This window comes from Vibrio injensis (assembly GCF_001895205.1).
Lineage (GTDB): Bacteria > Pseudomonadota > Gammaproteobacteria > Enterobacterales > Vibrionaceae > Vibrio > Vibrio injensis.
Genome location: NZ_BDJF01000017.1, coordinates 29090 through 53849, shown reverse-complemented (window position 1 = coordinate 53849; position 24760 = coordinate 29090). Strand labels below are relative to the sequence as shown.

Here is a 24760-nt window from a genome sequence, read left to right as displayed (position 1 = left end):
ATTCAACTATCGGAAAACACCATGTTTCACGGACGCTCTATCTTCTTTTCTTCGCTGTTGTTAGCCCTTTTTGCTTTTTCGTCTAATGCTCAAAGTCCAACACCTGAGCAGTTGCGCATGTTTCAAAACTTGCCTGCCGATCAACAGCAAGCCTTAGCTCGGCAATATGGGATAACCTTACCAAGTATGAATAATAGTGGGGCTAGCCAACCACTTCCTACCGCCGATATTCGTACTCCTCGTCCCGATAAGGCCGAGTTAGACTCGTTTAATAAACAAGACCAAGAGAAAGAACCTGAACTAAAACGTTTTGGATTAGATCTTTTTTCAGCTTCCCCAACGACCTTTGCACCAGTCAGTGATGTCCCTGTACCTAGCGATTATCGGGTGGGTCCGAATGATGAAATTATTGTTCAATTATTTGGCAAAGATAACAGCACCCACCGTTTACGAGTTAATCGTGAAGGCGTGATTAACTTTCCTTCTCTTGGTCCTATTTCAGTGGCGGGTTTATCATTTAGTGAAGTTCGTACCAGCCTAATGCAGCGGGTACAAGAGCAGATGATTGGTGTGCGCAGCGATATCACCTTAGGTGAACTGCGCAGCATGCAAATTTTTGTCATGGGCGATGCTTATAAACCTGGCGCTTATACCGTCAGCGCATTAACAACCATCTCGCAGGCCATATACTACAGTGGTGGCTTTAGTGAAAGTGGGGCTTTGCGTAATGTTCAGTTAAAGCGAAATGGCCAAGTGGTGCGTACGCTTGATTTATACGACCTGCTGTTAAAAGGCGATAGTCGTAATGATGAACGTTTAATGCCGGGTGATGTGGTTTGGATAGCGCCAGTGCAAGCAACCATCAGCATTCAAGGTGAAGTGCAGCGCCCAGCCATTTATGAGATCAAACCCGGTGAAACCTATCAAGATATTTTGACGCTATCTGGCGGAGTGACTGCTCATGCTTATTTAGAAAGAGCGACCATTAAGCGAGCGAGTTCTCACGGCACTCGTGATGTTCATTCACTGGACTTAACACAGCGAAAAGCACTCCAACAACCCGTGCGTAATGGCGATGATATTACCGTCGCTAAGCGCAGTGAATTATTACAAAATTATGTGCAATTACTGGGGGATGTGGCTCATGCGGGTTATGCAGAGTGGCGTGATAATTTACGCATCAGCGATCTCTTTCATTCTGCCGATAGTGCGTTTAATGCTACCGCCGATTTAAATTATGCGTTGGTTATCCGTGAAGTTAATTTGCAGCGTGATGTGGTGGTCTATCAGTTTAGCTTAGCGAATGCCTTACTTAATCCAAACAGCGCAGACAATTTATCATTACAACCACGAGATCAAGTACTGGTATTTAACCGCTTAAGTGCTGAGGATTTAGAAGAGTTGCTGACACCAAAAGACGATAGCCGTGAGATTGAACAAACTCAGGTGAAAAGTTTAGAGCAGGCTCAAGCATTGGCTCGTTCTGAAGCAGAGAGAGAGCAACAACGTCAGTCTCTTCTGCCAAATGGAACTAACGAATTTGATAAAAGAAAAGCCGATGAGCCTATTTTCTTCCAAGGCCAAATGATTACTCAAGAGCAAGCTAAAGCATTACAAGAAAACTCGCGACAGTTTTTGCTCGCTTCATTACTGGTTCGTTTACAACAACAATCCAGTTATGGTCAGCCAGCGATGATTGCCGAAGTGTTTGGTGAAGTAAAATACCCTGGGCGTTATCCTATTTCTCAGCACAATACTGTGCAGGGGTTGCTCGCTGCTGCGGGCGGATTAAGCGCCGATGCTTTTAGTGCCAATGCAGAATTAGCACGCATAGAATCATTAGGTAATGGGGTACGTACGGAGATCAAAAATATTGATCTCAGTGCTGTGATACAAGGTGACCGCCAAGCTAATCGAGAGATAAAGCCGCGAGACCGGTTAAATGTGTTTGAGCAACCAGGTATTAAGCAACAAAATACCGTGGTACTGCAAGGCGAAGTGAAGTTTCCTGGTACTTATACGTTACGTCGTGGAGAAACACTAGCCCAACTTCTAGAAAGGGCGGGAGGCTTAACTGAGTTTGCTCATCCACAAGGCGCGATTTTTACTCGCGAAGCCTTACGTTTGCAGGAACAAAAACTACTGACTCAATACGCGGCAGATATGCGCCGTGAAGTGGCGAAAAAAAGTTTTAATGTTGATAGCCGAGTTTCCAGTGTTATTAGTGACCCTGATAAGACCTTAGCGTTTATCGAAGAAGCAACCAATAGTCGCGCATTAGGGCGTATGGTTGTGCAATTGGATCAAATTATTGATGGTAATAAAAGCGCCAATTTTATGTTGGAAGATGGCGATTTCTTATTTATTCCAATGTACCGCAATACCATTTCGGTGATGGGTGAAGTGCAAGTGGGGATCACTTATCTTCTTGACCCAAGTTTGACAGTGAAAGATTACATTAATCGCGCTGGTGGTATGAAAAAGCAAGCTGATGATGACCGTATCTTTGTGGTGCGAGCCGATGGTTCTGTCTTTAAACCCAACACCGGTTTTTGGTTTGGGCGCCGCGGTGAAAGCCTCAGACCAGGTGATACTATTGTCGTTCCAGTGGATACCGATTACCGCGATGCGCTTAACGTCTGGACCGCTGCGACGCAAATCCTTTATCAAACTGGTGTAGCGGTGAATGCGTTAAAATAGTAGAAACGAGAGCGTTGCTAGCGCAACTTGCTAGAGCGGCCTAACGGCCTACTAGAATCTATAATGGCCTTTACACCTTTTATAGAATCTAGTTTCTCGCAGTCGCACAGCGACACTCTAGCAGGGCGCAGCTCGCTCTAAATCTAGAAACGAGAGTGTTGCTATCGCAACTTGTTAGAGCGGCCTAACGGTCTGTTAGAATCTATAACTGCTTTTGCGCTTTTATAGAACCTAGCTTCTCGCAGTCGCGCAGCGACGCTCTAGCAGGGCGCAGCCCGCTCTAAATCTAGAAACGAGAGCGTTGCTATCGCAACTTGTTAGAGCGGCCTAACGGCCTGCTAGAATCTATAACTGCCTTTACGCTTTTATAGAATCTAGTTTCTCGCAGTCGCGCAGCGACGCTCTAGCAGGGCGCAGCCCGTTCTATATCTCATAAGGATCACCCATGCGCTTTGAGCAACTGGATGTTTGGAAAAGAGCATCACGACTCTCATGTCAAATATATAAAATGACAGAGTCAGTCAGTAATTGGGGATTTAAAGACCAAATCACTCGTTCTGGACTTTCAGTTCCTTCTAATATTGCAGAGGGTGAAGAGCGCGAAACTCTAAAAGATCAAATTCGCTTTTTGTACTATGCCAAAGGTTCACTTGGTGAGTTAGTCACTCAACTTTATATCGGTATTGAGATTGGCTACTTAGATAAAGACCCGGCCTTAGGTATGGTCCAAGAAGCAAAAGAATTAGCCAAAATTTTGGGCGCAATAATTAAACAAAAGCAAAGAAAGATGTAAGGACGAGAACAGCTAGAGACGAGAGCGGCCTAACGGTCTGTTAGAGTCTATAACTGCTTTTACGCTTTTATAGAATCCAGTTTCTCGCAGTCGCACAGCGACGCTCTAGCAGGGCGAAGCCCGCTCTTTCTTCACTAGACCCTAAACCTGAAGAACCTATGAACACACAAATAACCCAAAACAATCCGCCATACCAATCAGACGCGCAATTCGCGCCGCTGCCGCGGCACGAAGACGAAATCGACTTACGCGAACTCTTCATCGCCCTCTGGAAAGGCAAATGGATCATCATCGGCACTACTTTTGTATTTGCTGTTGGCTCGGTCTTATTTGCGCTTAGTCAGCCAAATATTTATAAAGCCGATACACTATTAGCTCCTGCTGAAAGCAGTGGCGGTGGTGGTTTAGCAAAAATGGCTGGGCAACTTGGGGGCTTAGCTGCTTTAGCGGGGGTAAACCTTGGTAGTGGTGAAAGCAGTCAAACCGAGCTTGCTGCTCAAGTGATTAAGTCTCGCCGTTTTATTGAACATTTTATTGAAAAGTACGATATTTTGGTCCCGCTAATGGCGGCTAAAGGGTGGGATTTAACCACCAATCAATTGATTATTGACGATACGGTATACGATGAGCAAACCCAAACATGGTTGCGTGAACCGAAAGGGCTACGTGGTGCAAAACCGACCGCTCAAGAAGCGCATGAAACGTTTATTAATAATATACTCACCGTCTCTACCGATAAAACCAGCGGTTTATATACCGTTAGTGTTTCACACTACTCCCCTTTTATTGCTCAACAGTGGGCTACATGGTTAGTGGCAGAAATTAATCAAGTGATGCGTGAGCGCACGATTGCCGAAACCACTCAAAACCTCAATTACTTGCAAGAACAGCTACAAAGAACCTCTGTAGCGGATATGCAAGCCACCTTTTATAAACTAATAGAAGAACAAACCAAAAGCCTGATGCTGGCTGAAGTGCAAGATGAGTTTGTATTTAAAGTCGTTGACCCAGCTGTAGTGCCAGAGCTAAAAGACAAACCGAAACGAGCACTAATCGTTGTGCTAGGCACCTTACTCGGCGGTATGCTTGGCGTGGCGATGGTTTTGGTGCGTTTTGCGTTTAGAAGGGAAGAAGAAGTTGAATCGAGCAGCTAGAGCGGCCTAACGGCCTGCTAGAATCTATAACTGCCTTTACGCTTTTATAGAATCTAGTTGCTCGCAGTCGCGCAGCGACGCTCTAGTAGGGCGCAGCCCGCTCTTAGTCTTATAGGATTAATAATGAAAATTCTTGTCACCGGTGGCGCTGGTTTTATTGGCTCTGCCGTTATTCGCCATATTATTCAAAATACTCAAGATAGCGTGGTCAACCTGGATAAGCTGACTTACGCAGGTAATTTAGAATCGTTAGCGTTGGTTACAGATAGTGAACGCTATGCCTTTGAGCAAGTGGACATTTGTAACCGCACTGAATTGGATCGCGTTTTTGCTTTGCATCAACCGGATGCAGTCATGCACCTTGCTGCTGAGTCCCATGTTGATCGCTCTATCGATGGCCCAGCCGCGTTTATTGAAACCAATATTGTAGGTACTTATACACTATTAGAGGCCACTCGTAGCTACTGGAATACCTTAGAGGATAAGCGCAAAGCCGTATTTCGTTTTCATCATATCTCTACCGATGAAGTATATGGCGATTTACCACATCCAGATGAAGTCGCCGATGGTTCTAAGCTTCCTCTGTTCTTAGAAACGACACCATATGCTCCATCAAGTCCTTACTCCGCATCTAAAGCATCGAGCGATCATTTAGTTCGTGCATGGCTACGTACTTATGGCTTGCCAACGATTGTAACCAATTGCTCTAACAACTATGGTCCATACCATTTCCCTGAAAAACTGATCCCCTTGGTGATTCTGAACGCGCTAGAGGGTAAAGACCTTCCAATTTATGGTAAAGGCGATCAAATTCGTGACTGGCTATATGTCGAAGACCATGCCCGTGCGTTATATAAAGTTGTAACGGAAGGTAAAGTCGGTGAGACCTACAATATTGGCGGCCACAATGAAAAGAAAAACGTTGAAGTAGTAGAAGCAATTTGTGCCATTTTAGACGCTTTAGTGCCGAAAATGACATCTTATGCTGAGCAAATCACTTACGTGCAAGATCGCCCAGGGCACGATAGACGCTATTCGATTGACTCAAGTAAAATGCAAAAAGAACTCGGTTGGACACCGCTCGAAACGTTTGAAACCGGACTACTAAAAACCGTGCAATGGTATCTAGATAATCAACAATGGTGCCAAAGCGTGCAAGATGGTAGTTACCAACGTGAACGATTAGGCGTAAATTAGCTTTCAAGTTTTTTCAAATCTCTGGTTCTATGCCCTAGCTTTTCCCTAGGACCTAGAACCTAGAAACCTAGGACCTATTTTTTATGAAAGGTATTATTCTTGCCGGCGGCTCCGGCACTCGCCTTTATCCCATAACAATGGGAGTCTCTAAACAGCTGCTACCGGTTTACGACAAACCGATGATCTACTACCCACTGTCGGTATTGATGCTGGCGGGCATTCGTGAGATTTTGCTCATCACCACCCCAGAAGATCAAGCCAGTTTTCAACGTTTATTGGGAGATGGCAGCCAGTTTGGTATTGCCCTTGAATACGCAGTGCAGGAATCACCCGATGGCCTTGCCCAAGCCTTTATTATTGGTGAAGAGTTTATTGGCGATTCCTCGGTATGTTTAGTGTTGGGCGATAATATTTTTTGGGGGCAAGGCTTTCGACCTAAGTTGCAACAAGCAGTTATTAATGCTAATAAGGGCCAAGGGGCAACGGTGTTTGGCTATCAAGTTAAAGACCCTGAACGTTTTGGCGTGGTCGAATTTGATGATAATAAACGCGCTATTTCAATTGAAGAAAAACCAAGCCAACCGAAAAGTAATTTTGCTGTTACTGGGCTGTATTTTTACGATAATCAAGTAGTAAAACTTGCCAAAGAGGTGCAGCCTTCAGCGCGTGGTGAGCTAGAAATTACTTGTCTTAATGAGATGTACTTAAAACGTAATCAACTTAATGTTGAACTACTTGGTCGTGGTTATGCTTGGCTGGACACTGGTACTCATGAAAGCCTGTTAGAGGCCGCACAGTTTGTAGAAACGATAGAGAAACGCCAAGGTTATAAAGTCGCTTGTTTAGAAGAAATAGCCTACAGCCAACAATGGTTATCCACTCTTCAAATGGTAAAACGTGCAGAGTTAATGGCTAACAATGGGTATGGGAAGTATTTACAATCATTAATAAAAAATAATGTAGAATAGAAATAATATGTATATGGAAAATTCAAGCGTAATTAAAGTTTTTGCAACTGGGCTTAAAGGTTTAAAAACGGTACACGGAATTAGAGAAAAAACAGGAAATGTTATAGTTGTTGTTGGTAAAGATACAAAAATATTAAATGATTATTCAGAAGAGATTGTATCGTATTGTAAAAAAAACAACATTCAATACACATATGAATCACTAGATCATGATCTGGATTTTGGACTTGCGATAGCAGCAGGCTGGCAGAAAATGATTTATAATATACCATCTAATTCATTAATTGTTTTCCATGATTCATTATTACCTAAATATAGAGGATTTAATCCGTTAGTTACAGCATTATTAAATCAAGATGATTATATAGGTCTTACAGCCTTAACTGCTGCTGAAAGCTATGATTGTGGTAATATACTATATCAAGTTAAAATTCCCATATCATATCCAATTTTAATTGAAGATGCGATTAATAAGGTTAGTGATGCTTATTATGATGTCGCAAAAATAATTTATGAATTATTTGTTGAAAATAAATTAAATGGTGTTCCCCAGGATGATAATAACGCTACTTATAGTTTATGGAGAGATGAAGAAGATTATTTAATTGATTGGTCATCAACCGCAGAAGGAATACAATTAAAAATTAATAGTTTAGGCTACCCATACCTAGGTGCATCAACCACTGTAAATAATGAGTTGGTTAGAATTAAAAAAAGCACACTGTTAAATGATGTTCTTATAGAAAATAGAATACCCGGAAAAATAATTTTCTTTGCTGATGGGAATCCTGTGGTTGTCTGCGGAAAAGGCCTTCTAAGATTGGATGAAATTGAAAATAACCATGGAAAAAAAATAACAATTACCAAAATGAGAACAAGGTTTAAATAAATATGATTCCCTTCAATAAGCCATACCTGCATGGTAAAGAGTTAGTTAATATTGCACAATCTGTCGCTACAGGAAAAATATCTGGGGACGGAGAGTTTACCAAAAAATGTCATGCATTTTTTGAGCAACGTTATCATTTCAAAAAAGTATTAATGACTACATCGTGTACTGATGCCTTAGAAATGGCTGCTATTTTACTAGATATTCAGCCTGATGATGAGGTAATTGCGCCATCTTACACTTTTGTTTCTACCGTAAATGCCTTTACCTTGCGCGGTGCAAAAATAGTTTTTGCTGATAGCTATGCCGATCATCCTAACATTGATCCTCAGCATATCGAGAAGCTGATTACGCCCAAAACAAAAGCCATTGTTGTTGTTCATTATGCCGGTGTTGCTTGTGATATGGACTCCATTATGGTTTTAGCTAAGCAATACAACATACCAGTAGTAGAAGATGCTGCGCAAGCGATTGATAGTTATTACAAAGGTCGTCCCCTTGGTAGCATTGGCACCTTTGGTACATTTTCTTTCCACGAAACTAAAAACATCATTGCAGGGGAAGGTGGTCTTCTCGCTATTAATGATGAAAAATATATTCAGCGTGCTGAGATAATCCGTGAAAAAGGTACTAACCGTTCATCTTTCTTCCGTGGTGAAGTAGCCAAATATGGTTGGGTAGATATCGGCTCATCATTTTTACCATCCGATATTATTGCCGCGTATCTTTATGCTCAGCTTGAGAATATTGATGATATTCAAGCAAGACGTAAAGCGATTTGGCAGCGATATTATGACAGATTAAGCCAAGTGTTAACTGGTTCAGGTATTGAGTTACCGTCAGTTGCAGATTATTCTACCAATAATGCACATATGTTTTATTTGGTGTGTGAAAGCCTTGAGCAACGTAGCGCATTAATTCAATTTTTGAAAGATAATGGCATACATGCTGTTTTCCACTATTTGTCATTACATCAAAGTGAATATTATCAAACTAAATATAGTGGAAGTAATTTGCCAAACTCTGACCGATTTACAGACTCCCTGGTTAGGCTACCGTTGTTTTATGAGTTGACTGATCAACAGGTTGATTATGTTTCTAGTATAATTTCAAACTTTGTTCAAACTCTTTAAATATGAGCGGTTTTATTAATCAAGGGTATATAAAGAGTTTAATATTTTGAATATTAAAAAAATTATGCAGTTTTCGGTAGGTCCTATCGGATCTGCCGCATTAAGCTTAATCACGTTACCTTTTATAGCGTGGTTTTTTAGTGTTGAGGATGTTGGCCGTTTAACCATGCTACAAGTAACGTTGGGTTTAAGCGTGTCATTATTTAGCCTAGCCATGCATCAAGCTTATGTACGTGAGTATCATGAAGAGGATGATAAAGCTGCATTATTTAAACATGCAGCTTTACCTGGTTTAGTTGTTTTAACTCTATTCTTATTAACCATACTGCTTTCACCATGGTCAATTTCTAAATTGTTATTTGATGTTGATTCAACTTTACTGACTTGGTTACTAATTCTTGGCATATATTGCAGCTACTTTATTAACTTTTTCGCTCATGTTGTACGTATGGAAGAGCGGGGCTTAGTTTTTTCAGCAACCCAAATTCTCCCTAAACTATTGTTACTTATTTTTATTGGCTTTATATTTTTACTTAATTTACGCGCTGAATTTCAAACACTGATGCTAATGAATATACTTGCCGTCGGAAGTTCGGCCGGTATTTTTGCATGGTGGACAAGATCAACGTGGTTACCCGCTATACTAAAACCTCTTGATCGTGAACTCTTATATCGAATGCTAACCTTTAGCTTACCACTTGTTGCTGGCGGTATTGCTTACTGGGGGTTGACAACTATGGACAGGTTCTTTTTACGTAGTTTTTCTGGTTTTGAGGAGCTAGGAGTCTATGCTCTATCAGTATCACTTGCTGGAGCAGTATCAGTTATATCAACAGTATTTTCAAATCTTTGGCATCCAGTTCTCTATAAGTGGGTAAAAAACGGCGTTGATAAAGCCAAGGTGTTAAACGTCATTGAATGTATGTTACTTACTGTGTGTTTAATCTGGTCTCTAGTTGGAATGTTCTCTTTTGTTTTGGTTTATTTTTTACCACCAGAATATTCGACTATTGAATATTTAATCGTCGCTTGTATTGCGATGCCACTCTTTATTATGTTATCAGAAACGACAGGTGTTGGTATTGGTATAACTCGCCGTTCTTCTTTTTCTATGCTTGCATCAATATCAGCATTTGTAGTTAATGCAATATTAAATTATATCTTAATACCTGATTTTGGGGCATCTGGTGCCGCAATTTCGACACTACTGGCATTTTTTACTTATTTTGTTGTAAGGACAGAAGCAACTACAAGGCTTTGGTGGCGTTTCCCTAGAGTTAAAATATATTTAATTATTATTTGCTATATAATATTGACTATTTTTATGGTTATCGATAAGTCTCACTTTAAACATTTAATGGTTGCTTGGATTTTATTGTTTTTATTAACATTAATTTGTTATGGTAATAGGTTAAAACTAGTCTCATTCGAAATAAAAAAAGTTATCAAAGGTTTATAATATGTTATTCATTTATGGTGCATTACCAGTCGGTGGTATTGAAACTTTTTTCGTAAGAATGGCAAAAGAGCGGTTTAAAAAAAACTTACCCACTTCCATTTTATTATTGTCTAAAGCAGAGCAGAGTAATGATGAGTTGATTTCAGAAATAAAAAAATACGCAAATGTGATTTTCCCTGAGGATGTTTTCTATGGTCCTTCATTATTTTGTCGTAGGTTCCCACTTCTTTTACCATTAAAACAAAAAATAATCTTAGATAGGCTGAAAAGAATTGAGCAAATACATGTATTTGACGGAATGCATGCATTACTCGGCTATAAGATCTCTAAAGAACTTAATAGAAATATTCCCATTACTATTGGTTTTTATCATTACATAAAGTATTTATGGGGTGGTGATAAAGTTGCTTGGCATGAAAAAGTAAATAGAAGTTTTATATTTAACTATCTACCCGATGAGTCGTTACTTTTCTTCTCTGAAGGTAACCGTAATCTCTACAGAAAGCATAAAAAAAAATCATTTGATAGATCTAATACATTTAGGCTGGGTGTTATCGACAAAAAGGAGGTAACGCTTATAGGTAATTTAATAGTGCCACTGAAAATTGTAGCTATTGGACGATTGGTTGAATTTAAAACCTATAATTTTTATATGGTAAATGTTATCAAAAATCTAATTGAGAGAGGAATTGATGTTAAGTTTGATGTCTATGGAGACGGTCCTTTAAAGCAGGAAATTCAAGAAAAAATAAATAAATTCAACTTGCAAGACAACTTTTTTTTAAAAGGAACCTTAGACTATTCAAGTTTTGACTCAACTGTATCGCACTATGATTTATTTATTGGTAGTGGTACGGCAATTATTCAAGCCTCATCATTAGGAGTACCGTGTATTACTGGTGTAGAGAATATGATAGAACCAAAAACATATGGGTATTTTTGTGATATATACCAGCATGAGTATAACTTGAAAGGATTAGAGCTACCGCTTTTTAATGTTGAAGATATCATATGTGAATACATCCGCATGTCCAATGTTGACAGAAAACGCTTAAAAGAAAAGCATCTTGATTGTATTGATGAATTTACAAATGAAAGCTGTCAACAGTTAATGGATAATTTAAAAAACATTGAAATGCCAGAAAAAAAATTTCAATTTAATCAATGGATTTATGAACTCTCTAGAGTATTTGATAGATTAAATATGAAGTTCAACAGCAAGCACCCTAGACGAACTCAATTCGAAGATTTTAGGAATATTTAACGATAATAAAAATATGTTTTTTATGAGTTTTATAAATCAAGTTCTAGGTTGTGAAACTATAAAATAACGGATAGAGATATTATTTCTGTATGACGGAAAAATAATAGAGTACTTTATGTATGATTAATAATTATGCGATTGGAGACCTAGATTTAAATCTTAAGTCGGATCTGGCTGGTGAGTCTCCACTATACCTATACTGGTCGAAAGATAAATTGAGCTTTATTTACTCAGATTCTATAACCGAGTTGTTAAATAATGATTTAATAGTTAAACCATTAAAAGTCAATAATGAGGGGCTATCATTTTTATTGCAAAGTGGCGTAGTTCCACCACCGAAAACTATTTATGAAGATATTTATATTATAGGTATCGGTGATATTGCAAAAGTCTCATCTATTAATGGGAAGATTGAAGTCAAATTTAGTCATCAATTTCCCTTTATGAATGCTAATCGACTTAAAGCCGATGAGATGCAACCAGATGAAGATTTAATCCTACAAATGCTAGCCGAAGCGACCATTAGCCGTATTGATGAATCCAAGCCGAGCTTTTTGTTTCACAGCGCAGGGAAAGACAGCAACAGTATTGCGTTAGCTTTAGCAGAAGCGGGTTGGCAAAATAAGGTTACTTTAATTACCCAAAAGTCAAAAGGCTACTCCGATGAAAGTGAAATTAGTGCAAGAGTAGCCAAAAAACTAGGCTTTCGGCATCATATCTTGAATGAAGTAGATCAATTAAAACATGAGCATAAATTATCAATAGATGAATATTTTATTAATGCCCCTTTTCCGTGTACTGATGCTGTAACGCTGGCATACCCTTTATACACTTATCAAGTACCATCATTAAAGCATGCTAATATAATTTTTGGTGATGGAAATGATAGCCATATGATGTCGCCACCTGATAAAAAACAGAGATCTGTTATACCAACTTCGAAATGGACTTCGAAAGCCTATATTTTGAGATCTATGATTAATTCTGAGAATAAACTAAATGCTGTTATTCGAACTCCCTCAGAATGGTTTGGTATGTCAGGTTTTTCATTTAAAGATAGTAAGAAAATATTTAGTTCGTCTACTTCAGTTTATTCATACTGGTCTCATGAATCCAAGATAAGGAAGCATTGGGATATTTTTGACTATAAATCAGATATATATTCTACCAGGGCTATTACTGAAAGGATGATTAGAAAGTTGCATAATTTTGTTGATGTAAATAATTCATCGTTAATCTTGCCATTTGCAAGTGAAAAAATCGCAAGTTATTTTTCTAATATGCCAGAAGAATATTTATTTGACCGAGAACGCCTGAAAAACAAACTTATTTTAAGGAAAATACTTAAAGAACGATTGCAATTAGATTCAGATGAAATTGGAAAGATGGGGTGGACTTATGATTCTTCAAATGTAGTCCTGAATAATTGGCGATGGATGATGGAGGAAATAGGATCATGTAAATTATGGGATAATGAAAATGTATTTCTTGTCTGTGAACGTTTGAAAAATAAAATGCAAACTAACCATAAATACGCAGATTTTTCGGGTAGTCTTATATATAGGATTTATCTATTATCCGCGTGGTATAATAAGAATAAATATATCAATGTTTGAATCAAAAAGAATAACCCTACTTATCAGTTCTCTTGCTGGTGGTGGTGCTGAAGGTGTTTGTGTTAACGTCGCTAATGGTTTGGCTGATCATGGCTGGCAAGTTAATTTGCTTGTTTTACACACCAATAATGTAGCTTACTTAGAGCGTGTTAGCCCAAAAGTAAACTTAGTCGTGCTGGGGATTAACCATGCTCGCCATGCACCGTTGCCATTATTACGCTATATCCGTCAGCATAAACCAGAAAAAATGCTGGTATTTAATTACGAGTTGGCTGTGTTAGCGGTTATGTTGCGTAGCCTATTTCGTTTTAAAACTAAAATTATTGCTAGAAATATTAATACCTTTTCAAAAAACACAACTCAGCTACAAGGAATATGGCGGCGTTATATTGTTACACCTTTGATTAATTATTTTTATAATAAATGTGACCATATAATCAACCAATGCCAAGCAATGCGCGATGACTTAATCTCGGTATTTCCACATTTGGCAGATAAAACTAGCGTGATTTATAATCCAGTCGCAAAACATGTTGAGGATTACGCAAAAGCGCACGATTTAACCCAAGTGGAAAAAAAAGATTATTTGCTTTGTGTCGGAAGGTTAGAAAAACAAAAAGCCTTTCATTATGCCATCGAGAGCTTTGCCGGCATTGCCAATGATTTTCCCAATCTACGACTAAAAATTGTCGGTCAAGGAAGTTTAGAGCAGTCACTAAAGCAATGTGCGATAGATTTTGGTGTTACCGATAGGGTTGATTTTGAAGGCTTTCAAGCTGATATGATCCCTTATTATCTTTATGCAAAAGTCACATTACTCACTTCACTCTATGAAGGTTTTCCAAACGTATTGATAGAATCGATCACCTTAGGTACACCTGTAATTGCATTTGATTGCCCAAGTGGACCGAGAGAAATTATTCAAGAGGGAGTGAATGGGTATTTGGCTGATTATTTGTCAGTGGAGGATTTACAGAAAACATGTCGAAATGCACTAGTAAATCTATCGGAGAATAAATCAGTTCATATGTTTGCTTATGATTATTTTGGTAAAAATATCATAGGGGAATATCATAAGCTAATTATTGGGCTTTAATGGTTTTTATGATGAAAAACATCAGCAGTAATAAAAGCTACTTAAATCGCTATCTTATTTTACTTTTCGTATTATTTTTATCGTGTACTGAATTTTTTCCATACATGTCCAGGGTTTTTTATTTCCCCTTGGTTTTTGTTTTCTCTCTTTTTTTCTTTGTGCTTTTTATTAAACCCAAGTTGAAATGGCATATTATAATTTATTCGCTATCTGTTTTTTTATTGCTATTAATTTTCTTAATTAATGGCGAACGTGTTAATGGGTTGCTTTTGTTTCCAGTTTTATCTTATTTTTCATATACAATACTTTACAGAAGTATGGATAATGAAGAGGTAAAAACAGTTTTTGATGTTTTGTTGAAGTTTATCATTATTTTCCTTATTCTTTTCTCTTTGTTTGAAATTTTAACAAAGTTGAATATACTGTCTTTTAGTTATTATTCTGATTTTATTGAAAACTATGGAGATAGAAGATTTGATGTGCTAAGAACAAGAGTTTTATGGGGATCATCTTTGAGCTCTTCAGCTGTTGGTATTTTTTTTGCTTTTTACTTTTCCTTAGTCAGAAAAAACATCCCGTTTTTGCTTGTTACTTTTATTTACATAATTTTAACAGGTTCACGGACAGGAACGGTTCTTTTTGTTTTATTGTTATTCGTGTCACTAACAAAATATTGGAGTTTTTGGCGGTTGAGATTATCAAAGAAAACATGCCTATCCTTATTTTTTATGGCTCCTTTCTTTATGTCAACATTAATTTGGATGCTAAATTCAAGTATTGGAAGAATCGTTAATCGTGCATTTACTATAAAAGCAGATGATTCATTTACTGGAAGAAGTAATACTACAGGGGCAGTCTTTGATAGATTATTATCAGAGTTGCCAGGAAGTCTATTTTGGGGATTAAAAAACACCAGTTGGATAAGTGATTCTGCATTCACATCAATAGCAGCACAAAGTGGGATCTTGCTTCTATTTGTATTTTTAGGTTACTTTTTTTACTTGTTGTTCAACACATCGTTAGACGCCATTACAAAAATAATATTTATCATTGTTGCTACTCTAGGGGGCTGGACTATTGGAGACTTTTTTATTCCAGTTGTGACTTTTTTATATACTTTAACGTTCCTTATTTATGAAAAAAATACTACACATTATCACCGGGCTCAGTGACGGTGGCGCAGAAGCTGTCCTATATCGCCTATGTCATCACGATAAGGAAAATCAACATATTGTTATCTCTTTAATGGATAAAGGAAAATATGGACCGTTATTAGAAGATATGGGTGTTCAGGTTTATTGTTTAAATATGCCAGCCGGGAAAATACGGTTTTCAGCATTAATTAAGCTATACAAGCTTATTCGTCAGCTTAAACCTGATGTGGTGCAAACGTGGATGTATCATGCTGACTTAATCGGTGGGATAATTGCAAGGCTGGCTGGGGTAAAAAACATCGTTTGGGGGGTGCATCATACCACTTTGGTAAAAGGTGAATCTAAGCGTTCTACGATCCTAATTGCAAAAATCAACGCCTTAATCTCTTCTTTTATTCCTCGTAAAATTATTTACTGCGCAGAAAAATCACGTCAGGTGCAAGAGTCGATTGGTTTCAGCCCCAAGATTGGGCACGTTGTACCGAATGGTTACAATATTGATAATTTTAAGCCCGACTTTAATTCGGGAGTGGCTTTTCGCCAAGAAGTTGGGTTAGCGGACGAGAAGTTTTTAATTGGTCATGTTGGGCGGTATCACCCATTTAAAGATTATCCAACATTGGTAAACGCTGTCAGTTTGTTAACTAAAGAAAAGAGTGCCTTAAAAGTGGTAATGGTGGGAGGGGATTTAACCACTGATAACACTCAACTTAATCAGTTGATAAAAGATAATATATGTACTGAACGTATCACGTTACTCGGCAGAAGAAATGATATAACAGCGGTGATGAATGGGTTTGATCTTTTCGTGCTTTCTTCTGTTAGTGAAGCTTTTCCTAATGTATTAAATGAAGCCATGGCCTGTGGTACCCCTTGTATTACTACCGATGTAGGTGATGCAGCAGTGATTGTCGGTGATACCGGCTGGGTTGTGCCACCTAAAGATCCACAAGCCTTAGCGAAAGCGATGTTTGCAGCTATGGAAGAACAACAAGACAACCTGCAAGCGTGGCAAGCCAGAAAAAAGGCCTGCCGCGAGCGAATTGTAAATAATTTTAGTATTAAGAAGATGGTAGAAGGTTACCATCAGGTTTGGTTTAATTAATGAATATTGCACTTGTTTCTCAAAATCATTCTCCAGGCCTTTTAATCTTTAGGCGTGATTTTATTCAGTATCTAGTAAACCAAGGTCATACTGTCTATGCCTTTGCTTTAGATTATACACCAGAGGCTAAAGCTGCCGTTTTTGCTTTAAGGGCGATTCCTGTAGATTATACGTTGAGTAAAACTGGTGTTAACCCTATCCGTGATTTAAAAGACACACTGGCACTGGCTAAAAAACTTAAAGCTGTTCAGCCTGATGTGGTTTTTAGTTTTTTCGTTAAACCGTCTATTTATGGGACGTTAGCTGCAAAGTTAGCTGGTGTGCCACGGCGTATCGCTATGCTTGAAGGTTTGGGGTATATCCATACGCCGAGCAAGTCTGGTTTCTCTCTAAAAAAACGGCTATTGCAACTCGTGCATGGCTGCTTGTGCACTATAGGTTATGCTTTTGCCGATAAGGTACTATTTCTGAATCCTGACGATCCGGATGATTTAGCCAAAAAATCACTGCTAAATCGTGAAAAGTGTCAGGTTTTAGGGCCGATTGGGTTAGATTTAGAAGCTTATCCTTATAAACCTATAATCACTTTTGAGCCGATACGTTTTATTTTTATCGCGCGCCTACTTGCTGAAAAAGGTATTTTTGAGTACTTACAAGCCGCGAGGTTAGTCAAGAAAAGTCATCCAAATACCGAGTTTGTTGTGCTGGGTGGACTTGACCCGGATAATCCAGCGGCACTGTCTTCAGCCCAGTTGGATGAGGTGATCGAAGAAGGTATTATCACTTATCCGGGTCATGTTTCTAATGTGTCAGAGTGGATAGCTAGTGCTCATGTGTTTGTTTTACCCTCTTATCGAGAAGGTTATCCACGTTCAACACAAGAAGCTATGGCCATTGGTCGAGCGGTGATTACGACGGATGTACCCGGTTGTAGGGAAACGGTTATTGACGGCGTCAATGGTTTTATCGTTCCTCCATTTGATTCTGCTATCTTGGCCGAAAAAATGCTTTATTTGATTGAGCATCCTGATGAAATACAACGAATGGGGGATGAAAGCTATCGTATTGCCACAGAGCATTTTGATGTACATAAAATAAATCCTGTTTTAGCTGATATACTTACGCGCTAATTCGTTAATTTTTTTAATATAAATATACAGAGAGAGCAAAATGCCTAAGTCAATTTTACTGACAGGCTTAACAGGATTTGTTGGTACTAATCTAGTAAAGTCACTGACATTGAAGTCGGATTACATTGTTAAGTCTGCTGTGCGTCATGCTATAAATAAAGATGATGGGTTATTGTTTGAAGTTGGTGATATTAACGCTTCAACTGATTTTGAGCTTCCCCTCAAAAATACCACAGTTGTTGTTCACTGTGCAGCACGTGCCCATGTAGAAAATCATGCTACAGTTGATTCTTTAGCGCAGTTTCGAGTCGTTAATACCGAAGGCACTTTAAACCTAGCTCGTCAAGCTGCTGAGGCTGGTGTTCATCGTTTTGTCTTTGTCAGTTCAATCGGTGTAAATGGTACATCAACCAAAGATAAACCTTTTACCTCGAATATGAAAGTTGAGCCGCACAATCATTATGCTCAATCAAAATATGAAGCTGAACTTGGTTTAAAAAAAATTGCCGAGGAAACAGGGCTTGAGGTGGTTATTGTTAGGCCTACATTAGTTTATGGCCCTAAGGCACCGGGTAACTTTGGTATGCTGACTAAGCTAGTAAGAAAGCTGCCTGTTTTACCTTTTGGGCTTGCGAATAATCGTCGTGATTTTATTGCAGTGCAAAACCTAGCGGATTTACTGGTAACATGTGCTACTCATCCAGATGCAGCAGGACATACTTTTTTAGCTTCCGATGGTGAAACGGTTTCTATTAAAGAATTTACCAATGCCATGGCTAAAGGATTAGGTAAGAGAGTGGTTCAACTACCAATCCCAGTTGGTCTAATGCATTTAATTGGTAAAGTAACCGGTAAATCAGCGATGATTGAACAGTTATTTGGTAATTTAGAAGTGGATTCTTCAAATATCCAACAAGTTTTGGGTTGGACTCCACCATTCACCATGGAACAAGCCATGGCTACATTAAAAGACTCGGATAAATAATGTCATGATTCGTCTAATAGATTTCTTAGCTGCTTTTTTCGGTTTATTTTTTTTATGGCCAGTTTTACTTATCGTCACTCTCATTGGTCTGTTCGATACCGGCTCGCCGATTTTTGTCCAAGAGCGTGTTGGTCGAAATAAAAAACCATTTAAACTGATCAAGTTTCGCACTATGTCAGTAGATACCCAGTCAGTGGCTTCGCATTTGGCCAGTACCAGTTCCATCACTAAGTTTGGTGCGTTTTTGCGCAAAACTAAGATTGATGAGCTACCACAATTGATTAATGTGCTGAAAGGTGAAATGAGCTTAGTGGGTCCACGTCCCAATCTTTTTAACCAAGAAGAACTGATTAAAGAGCGTGATGCTTTAGGCGTGTATGACGTACTGCCCGGTATTACAGGCTTAGCACAAGTACAAAATATCGATATGTCTACCCCAGCGTTACTGGCACAAATAGACCGTGAAATGATTGATACTTTAACCATAAAAAACTACTTTAAGTATATAATCATGACAGTAACTGGTAGTGGTTCGGGTGACGCTATCAAAAAATCTTAACTTACGATAAAAGTGATCAGTATTTATGGACAAGTTGGCTTACCTTTGGTCCTTACCCAGAGCTTATAAACGTTTAATTAGCTTAGCGATTGACACCCTGTTAATCACAGTGTCTTTTTTTGCGGCGCTGTGGACAAGGTTAGGTGAAGTCGTTATACCTCCCTCATCTTCAACTACGTCGGTTTTACTCGGTACTGTTGTTGTCACGTTAGTGGTTTTTACTCGTTTGGGGCTGTATCGTGCGGTGCTTCGCTTTTTAACCTTCCATGCGCTGATGGTAATTTTCGCTGGTGCATTGATATCCTCATTGGCGTTAACATCATTTTCTTATTATCTTAATGCTGCCATTCCTCGGACCGTTCCGCTGATTTATCTCACATTTTTAGTGTTGCTTTGTGGTGGTGCTCGAATGTTGGTGCGTTCAATGATAGTACAAACCCAGTGCCGCAATAATGATCGCGCCCAAGTGTTAATTTACGGTGCAGGTAGCACGGGGCGGCAACTTGCTATTGCACTGCGCAACTCACCTCATTATCAAATTAAAGCATTTTTAGATAATGATCTGACGCTGGCCAATACTATTATTCAAGGGGTCACGGTTTATCCTGCGCACATAGCGGATAAATTAGTTACGAAATATCAAATTGATAAGATTTTGCTGGCTATCCCTCGTACTTCACGAGCACAAAGAAAACAGATTATTGATGAGCTATTGCATTTGCCAGTAGAGGTTCTGACTGTACCTGATTTTACCGATATCGTTGAGGGGCACGCTACCGTTGATGAATTAAAAGATGTCGCAATAGAAGACTTACTGGGTCGTGATCCGGTTACTCCAGATGTGTGTTTAATGAAGTCAAATATTTACAATAAAGTGGTGATGGTGACAGGGGCTGGAGGTTCTATAGGTTCCGAGCTCTGCCGTCAGATCGTGATGCAAAAACCCAAATCGTTGATCTTATTTGAACTGTCAGAGTTTGCTTTGTATCAAATTGATAAAGAGTTATCTCTGTTTGTAGAAACAGAGCAGTTGGCGGTAGAGATAATCCCACTACTTGGCTCTGTGCAACGCATTAATCGCTTATCTACGGTGATGAAGGCTTTTGATGTACAAACGGTTTATCATGCTGCGGCTTACAAGCATGTTCCTTTAGTTGAGTACAATGTGGTTGAGGGAGTGCGTAATAATGTCTTTGGCACTTATTACTGCGCGACAGCAGCAATTGAAGCCAACGTTGAATCTTTTGTGTTGATTTCAACCGATAAAGCAGTGCGCCCAACTAATGTAATGGGTGCCACAAAACGAATGGCTGAGCTGGCATTGCAAGCCTTAGCTCAGCAAGAAGCGCAAAAAGCCCGTGGTACGCGTTTTTGTATGGTTCGTTTTGGTAATGTATTGGGCTCTTCTGGCTCTGTTATCCCATTATTTAAACGTCAAATTGCGGAGGGTAAGCCGATCACTGTAACTCATCCGGATATTATCCGCTATTTTATGACTATTCCTGAGGCGGCGCAGCTAGTCATTCAAGCTGGCGCAATGGGGAAAGGCGGTGATGTGTTTGTTCTGGATATGGGTGAGCCAGTTAAAATTGTCGATTTAGCGAAAAACTTGATTCGTTTATCCGGATTAGAAGTGAAAAGTGTTGAAAACCCGAATGGTGATATTGAAATTAAATTCACTGGTTTACGTCCAGGTGAGAAGCTCTATGAAGAACTCTTGATCGGCGATAACGTTGAAGGTACGGAACATGAGCGGATCATGACAGCGAATGAGCGTTTCTTACCATTAAATGAGTTTGCGATTATCCTTGACAGTCTTGATAAGGCTTGCCATCACTTTGATCATGAAGCGATTCGCCAAATTTTATTAGACGCACCAACAGATTTTGACCCCACGGATGGTATTGGTGATTTGGTCTGGAATGAAAAACAAAAAAAAGACCAAGCACAATCGAATATTGTAACACTGAAAACGACACAGATTGCCTAAAGTGATCAACATACATAAAGTAGGATGAAATGGGTTTTACCCTCAATAATTACTACTTTTTTCGATTATTTCTATTATCTTTCGTCATCCCCACCAATGCAGGGAGAGGATTTAAGAACATAAGGTCCACTCCCATTTTTCCTAGCCTAGTATCCCTTAATACCTAGGTTTTCTCTTAAATTTTTTCGAGACTTAAACATGAAATATCTAGTCACCGGAGCAGCGGGCTTTATTGGTAGCGCCACTGTTAAAAAATTAACTGAGCAAGGCCATCAGGTGATTGGCATTGATAATATTAATGATTATTACGATGTTAATCTAAAACATGCCAGACTGGCGCGTATTGAGCACCCGCTATTTCGTTTTATCCAACTAGATATCGCTGATCGTGATGCTATAGCGCAGCTTTTCGAACAAGAGAAGTTTGATCGTGTGATCCATCTCGCTGCTCAAGCTGGGGTGCGTTATTCACTCGAAAACCCTCACGCTTACGCTGATTCAAACTTGGTCGGACATCTTAATATCCTCGAGGGCTGCCGACAAAATAAAGTGGGCCATTTAGTCTACGCTTCATCCAGCTCAGTGTATGGGTTAAATGCTAAAGTCCCCTTCGCTACTTCTGACTCGGTCGATCACCCTGTTTCGTTGTATGCCGCCACTAAAAAATCCAATGAGCTAATGGCACACAGTTATTCTCACCTTTACGATATTCCTACCACTGGCCTGCGATTTTTTACCGTGTATGGTTCTTGGGGGCGTCCTGATATGGCTCCATTTATCTTTACTCAAAAGATTTTAGCGGGTGAAAGTATCGATATTAATAACCACGGTGATATGTGGCGCGATTTTACCCATGTCGATGATATTATTGAAGGTGTAGTGCGCATTGCTGATGTATTACCGAATCGCACCCCATCATGGACCGTTGAATCTGGTACGCCAGCCACTAGCTCTGCACCTTACGCGATTTATAATATCGGTCATGGTTCTCCGATTAATTTAATGGAATTCGTGAAAGCCATTGAAGATGAACTGGGGATTGAAGCTAAGAAAAATTTCCGAGGTATGCAGCCGGGCGATGTGTATCAAACTTATGCTGACACTGAAGATCTGTTCGTTGCCACTGGCTATCGCCCTCGTATCGGTGTGAAGGAAGGAGTTGCGGAATTTATCACTTGGTATCGCGAGTTTTATCAAGTTTAGTTTTTTAGCTGGGGCGAGAGTTTAGAATCTAAGTTTTGCTGTTCTTTAAAATCGAGATTCTAGGATCTAGCCCCTACAATATCTCACTCCCCTCCCTTTCCTGCCAACTGCCTCGAATTTTCCCTCCCCCTTCCACCTTGCTTTTTATTTGCTGTGCTAGTGTGCACTTATTGAGTCTGTGAATAAGGCAAAGGATATGCAAATACTTCATCATGGCGGTAAACATACTGTCACCGGTTCTTGTCATGAACTTCGTGCTGACGGTATGGCGGTATTAATCGATTGTGGATTGTTCCAAGGTAAAGATGCAACAGACGTTGAGTTGGATTTTCCCATTGAGCATATCGATGCACTGATTGTGACTCATGCCCATATTGATCATATTGGCCGCGTGCCGTGGTTGCTTGCTGCGGGTTTTATGGGGCCGATTTATTGTACGCCAGCCAGTGCAGAGCTGATCCCATTAATGTTAGAAGATGGGCTTAAATTGCAATTGGGCCTGAATCGCGGGCAAATTCAGCAAGTTTTACAAGCCATAAAACAACGGTTACGTCCTCTTTGTTATGGCGAGTGGTTAACGGTCGAGTGCCATCGTCCGGAGTCCGCTACTCTTGAACTTCGTTTTCAACCAGCAGGGCATATTTTAGGTTCCGCTTATGTTGAGCTTCGTTTAGCTAACGGTGAAGTGGTGGTGTTTTCAGGCGATTTAGGGCCAAGCAATACGCCATTACTGCCTGATCCGCAATCGCCTCAGCGGGCGGATTATCTAGTAATAGAGACGACTTATGGCAACCGAAACCATGATGATGTGGCAGGTCGTGCTGAGAAGTTACGCGAAATCATCCAACGTTCATTAGAAAATGGCGGCACGATTCTAATTCCCGCCTTCAGTGTTGGTCGTACGCAAGAATTACTGTTTGATATTGAACGTTTGATTTTTGAGCATAAAATTGATGCCGATCTGCCGATTATTCTTGATTCCCCAATGGCTCAACAAGTTACTCAGTCTTACCGTCGTTTTAAAACCCTATGGGGAGAGGAGGCAAAGCAGCGTTTAGAGATGCATCGTCATCCTTTAGCTTTCGAACAGTGCGTACAAATTAGTGATTATCGTACTCATCAGGCGTTAGTGAATCGTTTAGCCTCAACCGGTGCTCCCGCGATTGTGGTTGCCGCATCAGGAATGTGCCAAGGTGGACGAATTGTTGAATATTTAAAAGCGTTGCTGGGAGATGAGCGTACCGATGTGATTTTTGCAGGGTTTCAAGCGGAGGGCACCCTAGGTCGAACCATTGCTCAAGGCGATAAATCGATTTGTATTGATGGGGAAGAGATTGATGTTAAAGCCAATGTTCATGTGATGTCGGGCTATTCCGCTCATGCGGATCAATCTGAATTACTGGCATTTATTAAAGGCATCGACCAGCCACCAAAGGAAATACATTTGATTCACGGTGAACCACAAGTACAGAGTGCATTCAGAGCGTTATTGAAGAAAGAGAATATTAATATTACCGTGATATAACGAATATGGCTTGAGCAAGATCTTGCCCGGGCGAGCAAAAAGTTGCCCAGCTGGGCAAGATCTTGCTCAGCTTAAATTGGGCTATTTTTAACTAATTGAAATTGTTGATATTTATTTTTGGCATGCTCCTTGCTTTGTTGGTGTTGCATATTGCGACGATGTGCGTCGCGTTTATTCACACAATAAGGAATTTGCAATGCCAACTCCATGTTATATCTCTATCGAAGGCGAAACTCAGGGTCTTATCACAGCGGGTGCTCTGTCTACTGATTCTATCGGTGATGCATTTGTTGAAGGTCATGAAGACCAAATGCTGGTTCAACAATTTGACCACGTGGTGACGGTACCGACTGACCCACAATCAGGTCAGCCTTCAGGTCAACGTGTCCACAAACCATTCAAATTTACGGTAGCACTGAACAAAGCGGTTCCTCTTCTGTACAACGCATTGGCGTCTGGTGAGAAGATGAAGTCGGTCGAGCTTAAATGGTACCGCACCTCTATCGAAGGCAAACAAGAGAACTTCTTTACCACCAAACTAGAAAGTGCTTCTATTGTTGATATTCGTTGTGAGATGCCGCACTGCCAAGATCCAACGAATTCTGATTTCACTCAAAACGTGACGGTTTCTATGTCTTACCGCAAAATCCTATGGGATCATGTGAACGCAGGCACGTCAGGCTCTGACGATTGGCGTAAGCCAGTTGAAGCGTAATCACGCTAAGTAATGTGGGGCGCTCATCCGTATTTCATATCCTTGGGGTGAGCGCCCCGTTTTAAAAACCTTAAGCACAATACCGAGTGGTGGCGGTGTTGTGCTTAAGGTTTTTCGACATTGAT

At 39.8% G+C, this 24760-nt stretch carries 20 protein-coding genes; all 20 read left to right on the top strand.

Annotated elements, in window-relative coordinates; all coding sequences use genetic code 11:
- The first annotated feature begins 21 nt into the window (after positions 1-21).
- Positions 22-2700 carry an SLBB domain-containing protein gene (locus tag BSR11_RS09150; RefSeq protein ID WP_072670113.1) on the top strand — a complete coding sequence of 893 codons (2679 nt, stop codon included), beginning with the start codon at positions 22-24 and terminating at the stop codon, positions 2698-2700.
- Between the two features lie 445 nt (positions 2701-3145).
- Complete coding sequence (locus tag BSR11_RS09145; protein ID WP_072670112.1) at positions 3146-3493, top strand: four helix bundle protein; 348 nt, start codon at positions 3146-3148, stop codon at positions 3491-3493.
- Positions 3494-3651: 158 nt separating this feature from the next.
- On the top strand, positions 3652-4647 hold the full coding sequence (locus BSR11_RS09140; RefSeq protein WP_072670111.1) for a Wzz/FepE/Etk N-terminal domain-containing protein: 996 nt from the start codon (positions 3652-3654) through the stop codon (positions 4645-4647).
- A gap of 123 nt (positions 4648-4770) precedes the next feature.
- A complete protein-coding gene (gene rfbB, locus BSR11_RS09135; protein ID WP_072670110.1) occupies positions 4771-5844 on the top strand; it encodes a dTDP-glucose 4,6-dehydratase in 1074 nt (357 codons plus the stop codon).
- A gap of 83 nt (positions 5845-5927) precedes the next feature.
- A complete protein-coding gene (gene rfbA / locus BSR11_RS09130) occupies positions 5928-6812 on the top strand; it encodes a glucose-1-phosphate thymidylyltransferase RfbA (protein WP_072670109.1) in 885 nt (294 codons plus the stop codon).
- A gap of 7 nt (positions 6813-6819) precedes the next feature.
- On the top strand, positions 6820-7701 hold the full coding sequence (locus BSR11_RS09125; RefSeq protein ID WP_072670108.1) for a methionyl-tRNA formyltransferase: 882 nt from the start codon (positions 6820-6822) through the stop codon (positions 7699-7701).
- Positions 7702-7703: 2 nt separating this feature from the next.
- On the top strand, positions 7704-8834 hold the full coding sequence (gene rffA / locus BSR11_RS09120) for a dTDP-4-amino-4,6-dideoxygalactose transaminase (protein ID WP_072670107.1): 1131 nt from the start codon (positions 7704-7706) through the stop codon (positions 8832-8834).
- A 46-nt stretch (positions 8835-8880) separates the two neighbouring features.
- Positions 8881-10293: a lipopolysaccharide biosynthesis protein gene (locus BSR11_RS09115; protein ID WP_240004060.1), complete on the top strand. Its 1413-nt coding sequence runs from the start codon at positions 8881-8883 to the stop codon at positions 10291-10293.
- 1 nt (position 10294) lies between these two features.
- The gene (locus BSR11_RS09110; RefSeq protein WP_072670105.1) at positions 10295-11557 is read left to right on the top strand and encodes a glycosyltransferase; all 1263 of its coding nucleotides are present in this window, start codon (positions 10295-10297) and stop codon (positions 11555-11557) included.
- 119 nt (positions 11558-11676) lie between these two features.
- A complete protein-coding gene (locus tag BSR11_RS09105; protein ID WP_072670104.1) occupies positions 11677-13173 on the top strand; it encodes an asparagine synthetase B family protein in 1497 nt (498 codons plus the stop codon).
- Positions 13166-14269, top strand: a complete 1104-nt coding sequence (locus BSR11_RS09100; RefSeq protein ID WP_072670103.1) for a glycosyltransferase — start codon at positions 13166-13168, stop codon at positions 14267-14269. Before BSR11_RS09105 ends, BSR11_RS09100 begins: the two co-directional genes overlap by 8 nt.
- 11 nt (positions 14270-14280) lie before the next feature.
- Complete coding sequence (locus BSR11_RS09095; RefSeq protein WP_240004059.1) at positions 14281-15441, top strand: hypothetical protein; 1161 nt, start codon at positions 14281-14283, stop codon at positions 15439-15441.
- Positions 15404-16528 carry a glycosyltransferase family 4 protein gene (locus BSR11_RS09090; RefSeq protein WP_072670102.1) on the top strand — a complete coding sequence of 375 codons (1125 nt, stop codon included), beginning with the start codon at positions 15404-15406 and terminating at the stop codon, positions 16526-16528. The genes BSR11_RS09095 and BSR11_RS09090 overlap by 38 nt, the downstream gene beginning before the upstream one ends.
- On the top strand, positions 16528-17658 hold the full coding sequence (locus tag BSR11_RS09085; RefSeq protein WP_072670101.1) for a glycosyltransferase family 4 protein: 1131 nt from the start codon (positions 16528-16530) through the stop codon (positions 17656-17658). Before BSR11_RS09090 ends, BSR11_RS09085 begins: the two co-directional genes overlap by 1 nt.
- A 40-nt stretch (positions 17659-17698) precedes the next feature.
- Positions 17699-18643 carry a UDP-glucose 4-epimerase family protein gene (locus tag BSR11_RS09080; RefSeq protein WP_072670100.1) on the top strand — a complete coding sequence of 315 codons (945 nt, stop codon included), beginning with the start codon at positions 17699-17701 and terminating at the stop codon, positions 18641-18643.
- Between the two features lie 4 nt (positions 18644-18647).
- Positions 18648-19202, top strand: coding sequence for a sugar transferase (locus BSR11_RS09075; protein WP_072670099.1), 555 nt, complete (start codon positions 18648-18650; stop codon positions 19200-19202).
- Between the two features lie 25 nt (positions 19203-19227).
- Positions 19228-21192, top strand: coding sequence for a polysaccharide biosynthesis protein (locus BSR11_RS09070; protein ID WP_072670098.1), 1965 nt, complete (start codon positions 19228-19230; stop codon positions 21190-21192).
- 198 nt (positions 21193-21390) lie between these two features.
- Positions 21391-22395 (top strand): NAD-dependent epimerase, encoded by a 1005-nt coding sequence (locus BSR11_RS09065; protein WP_072670097.1) that lies wholly within the window; start codon positions 21391-21393, stop codon positions 22393-22395.
- A 196-nt stretch (positions 22396-22591) separates the two neighbouring features.
- On the top strand, positions 22592-23920 hold the full coding sequence (locus BSR11_RS09060; protein ID WP_072670096.1) for an MBL fold metallo-hydrolase RNA specificity domain-containing protein: 1329 nt from the start codon (positions 22592-22594) through the stop codon (positions 23918-23920).
- A gap of 196 nt (positions 23921-24116) precedes the next feature.
- Entirely contained in the window at positions 24117-24635 is a 519-nt protein-coding gene (locus BSR11_RS09055) for an Hcp family type VI secretion system effector (protein ID WP_072668989.1), read from the top strand.
- Positions 24636-24760: the final 125 nt, after the last annotated feature.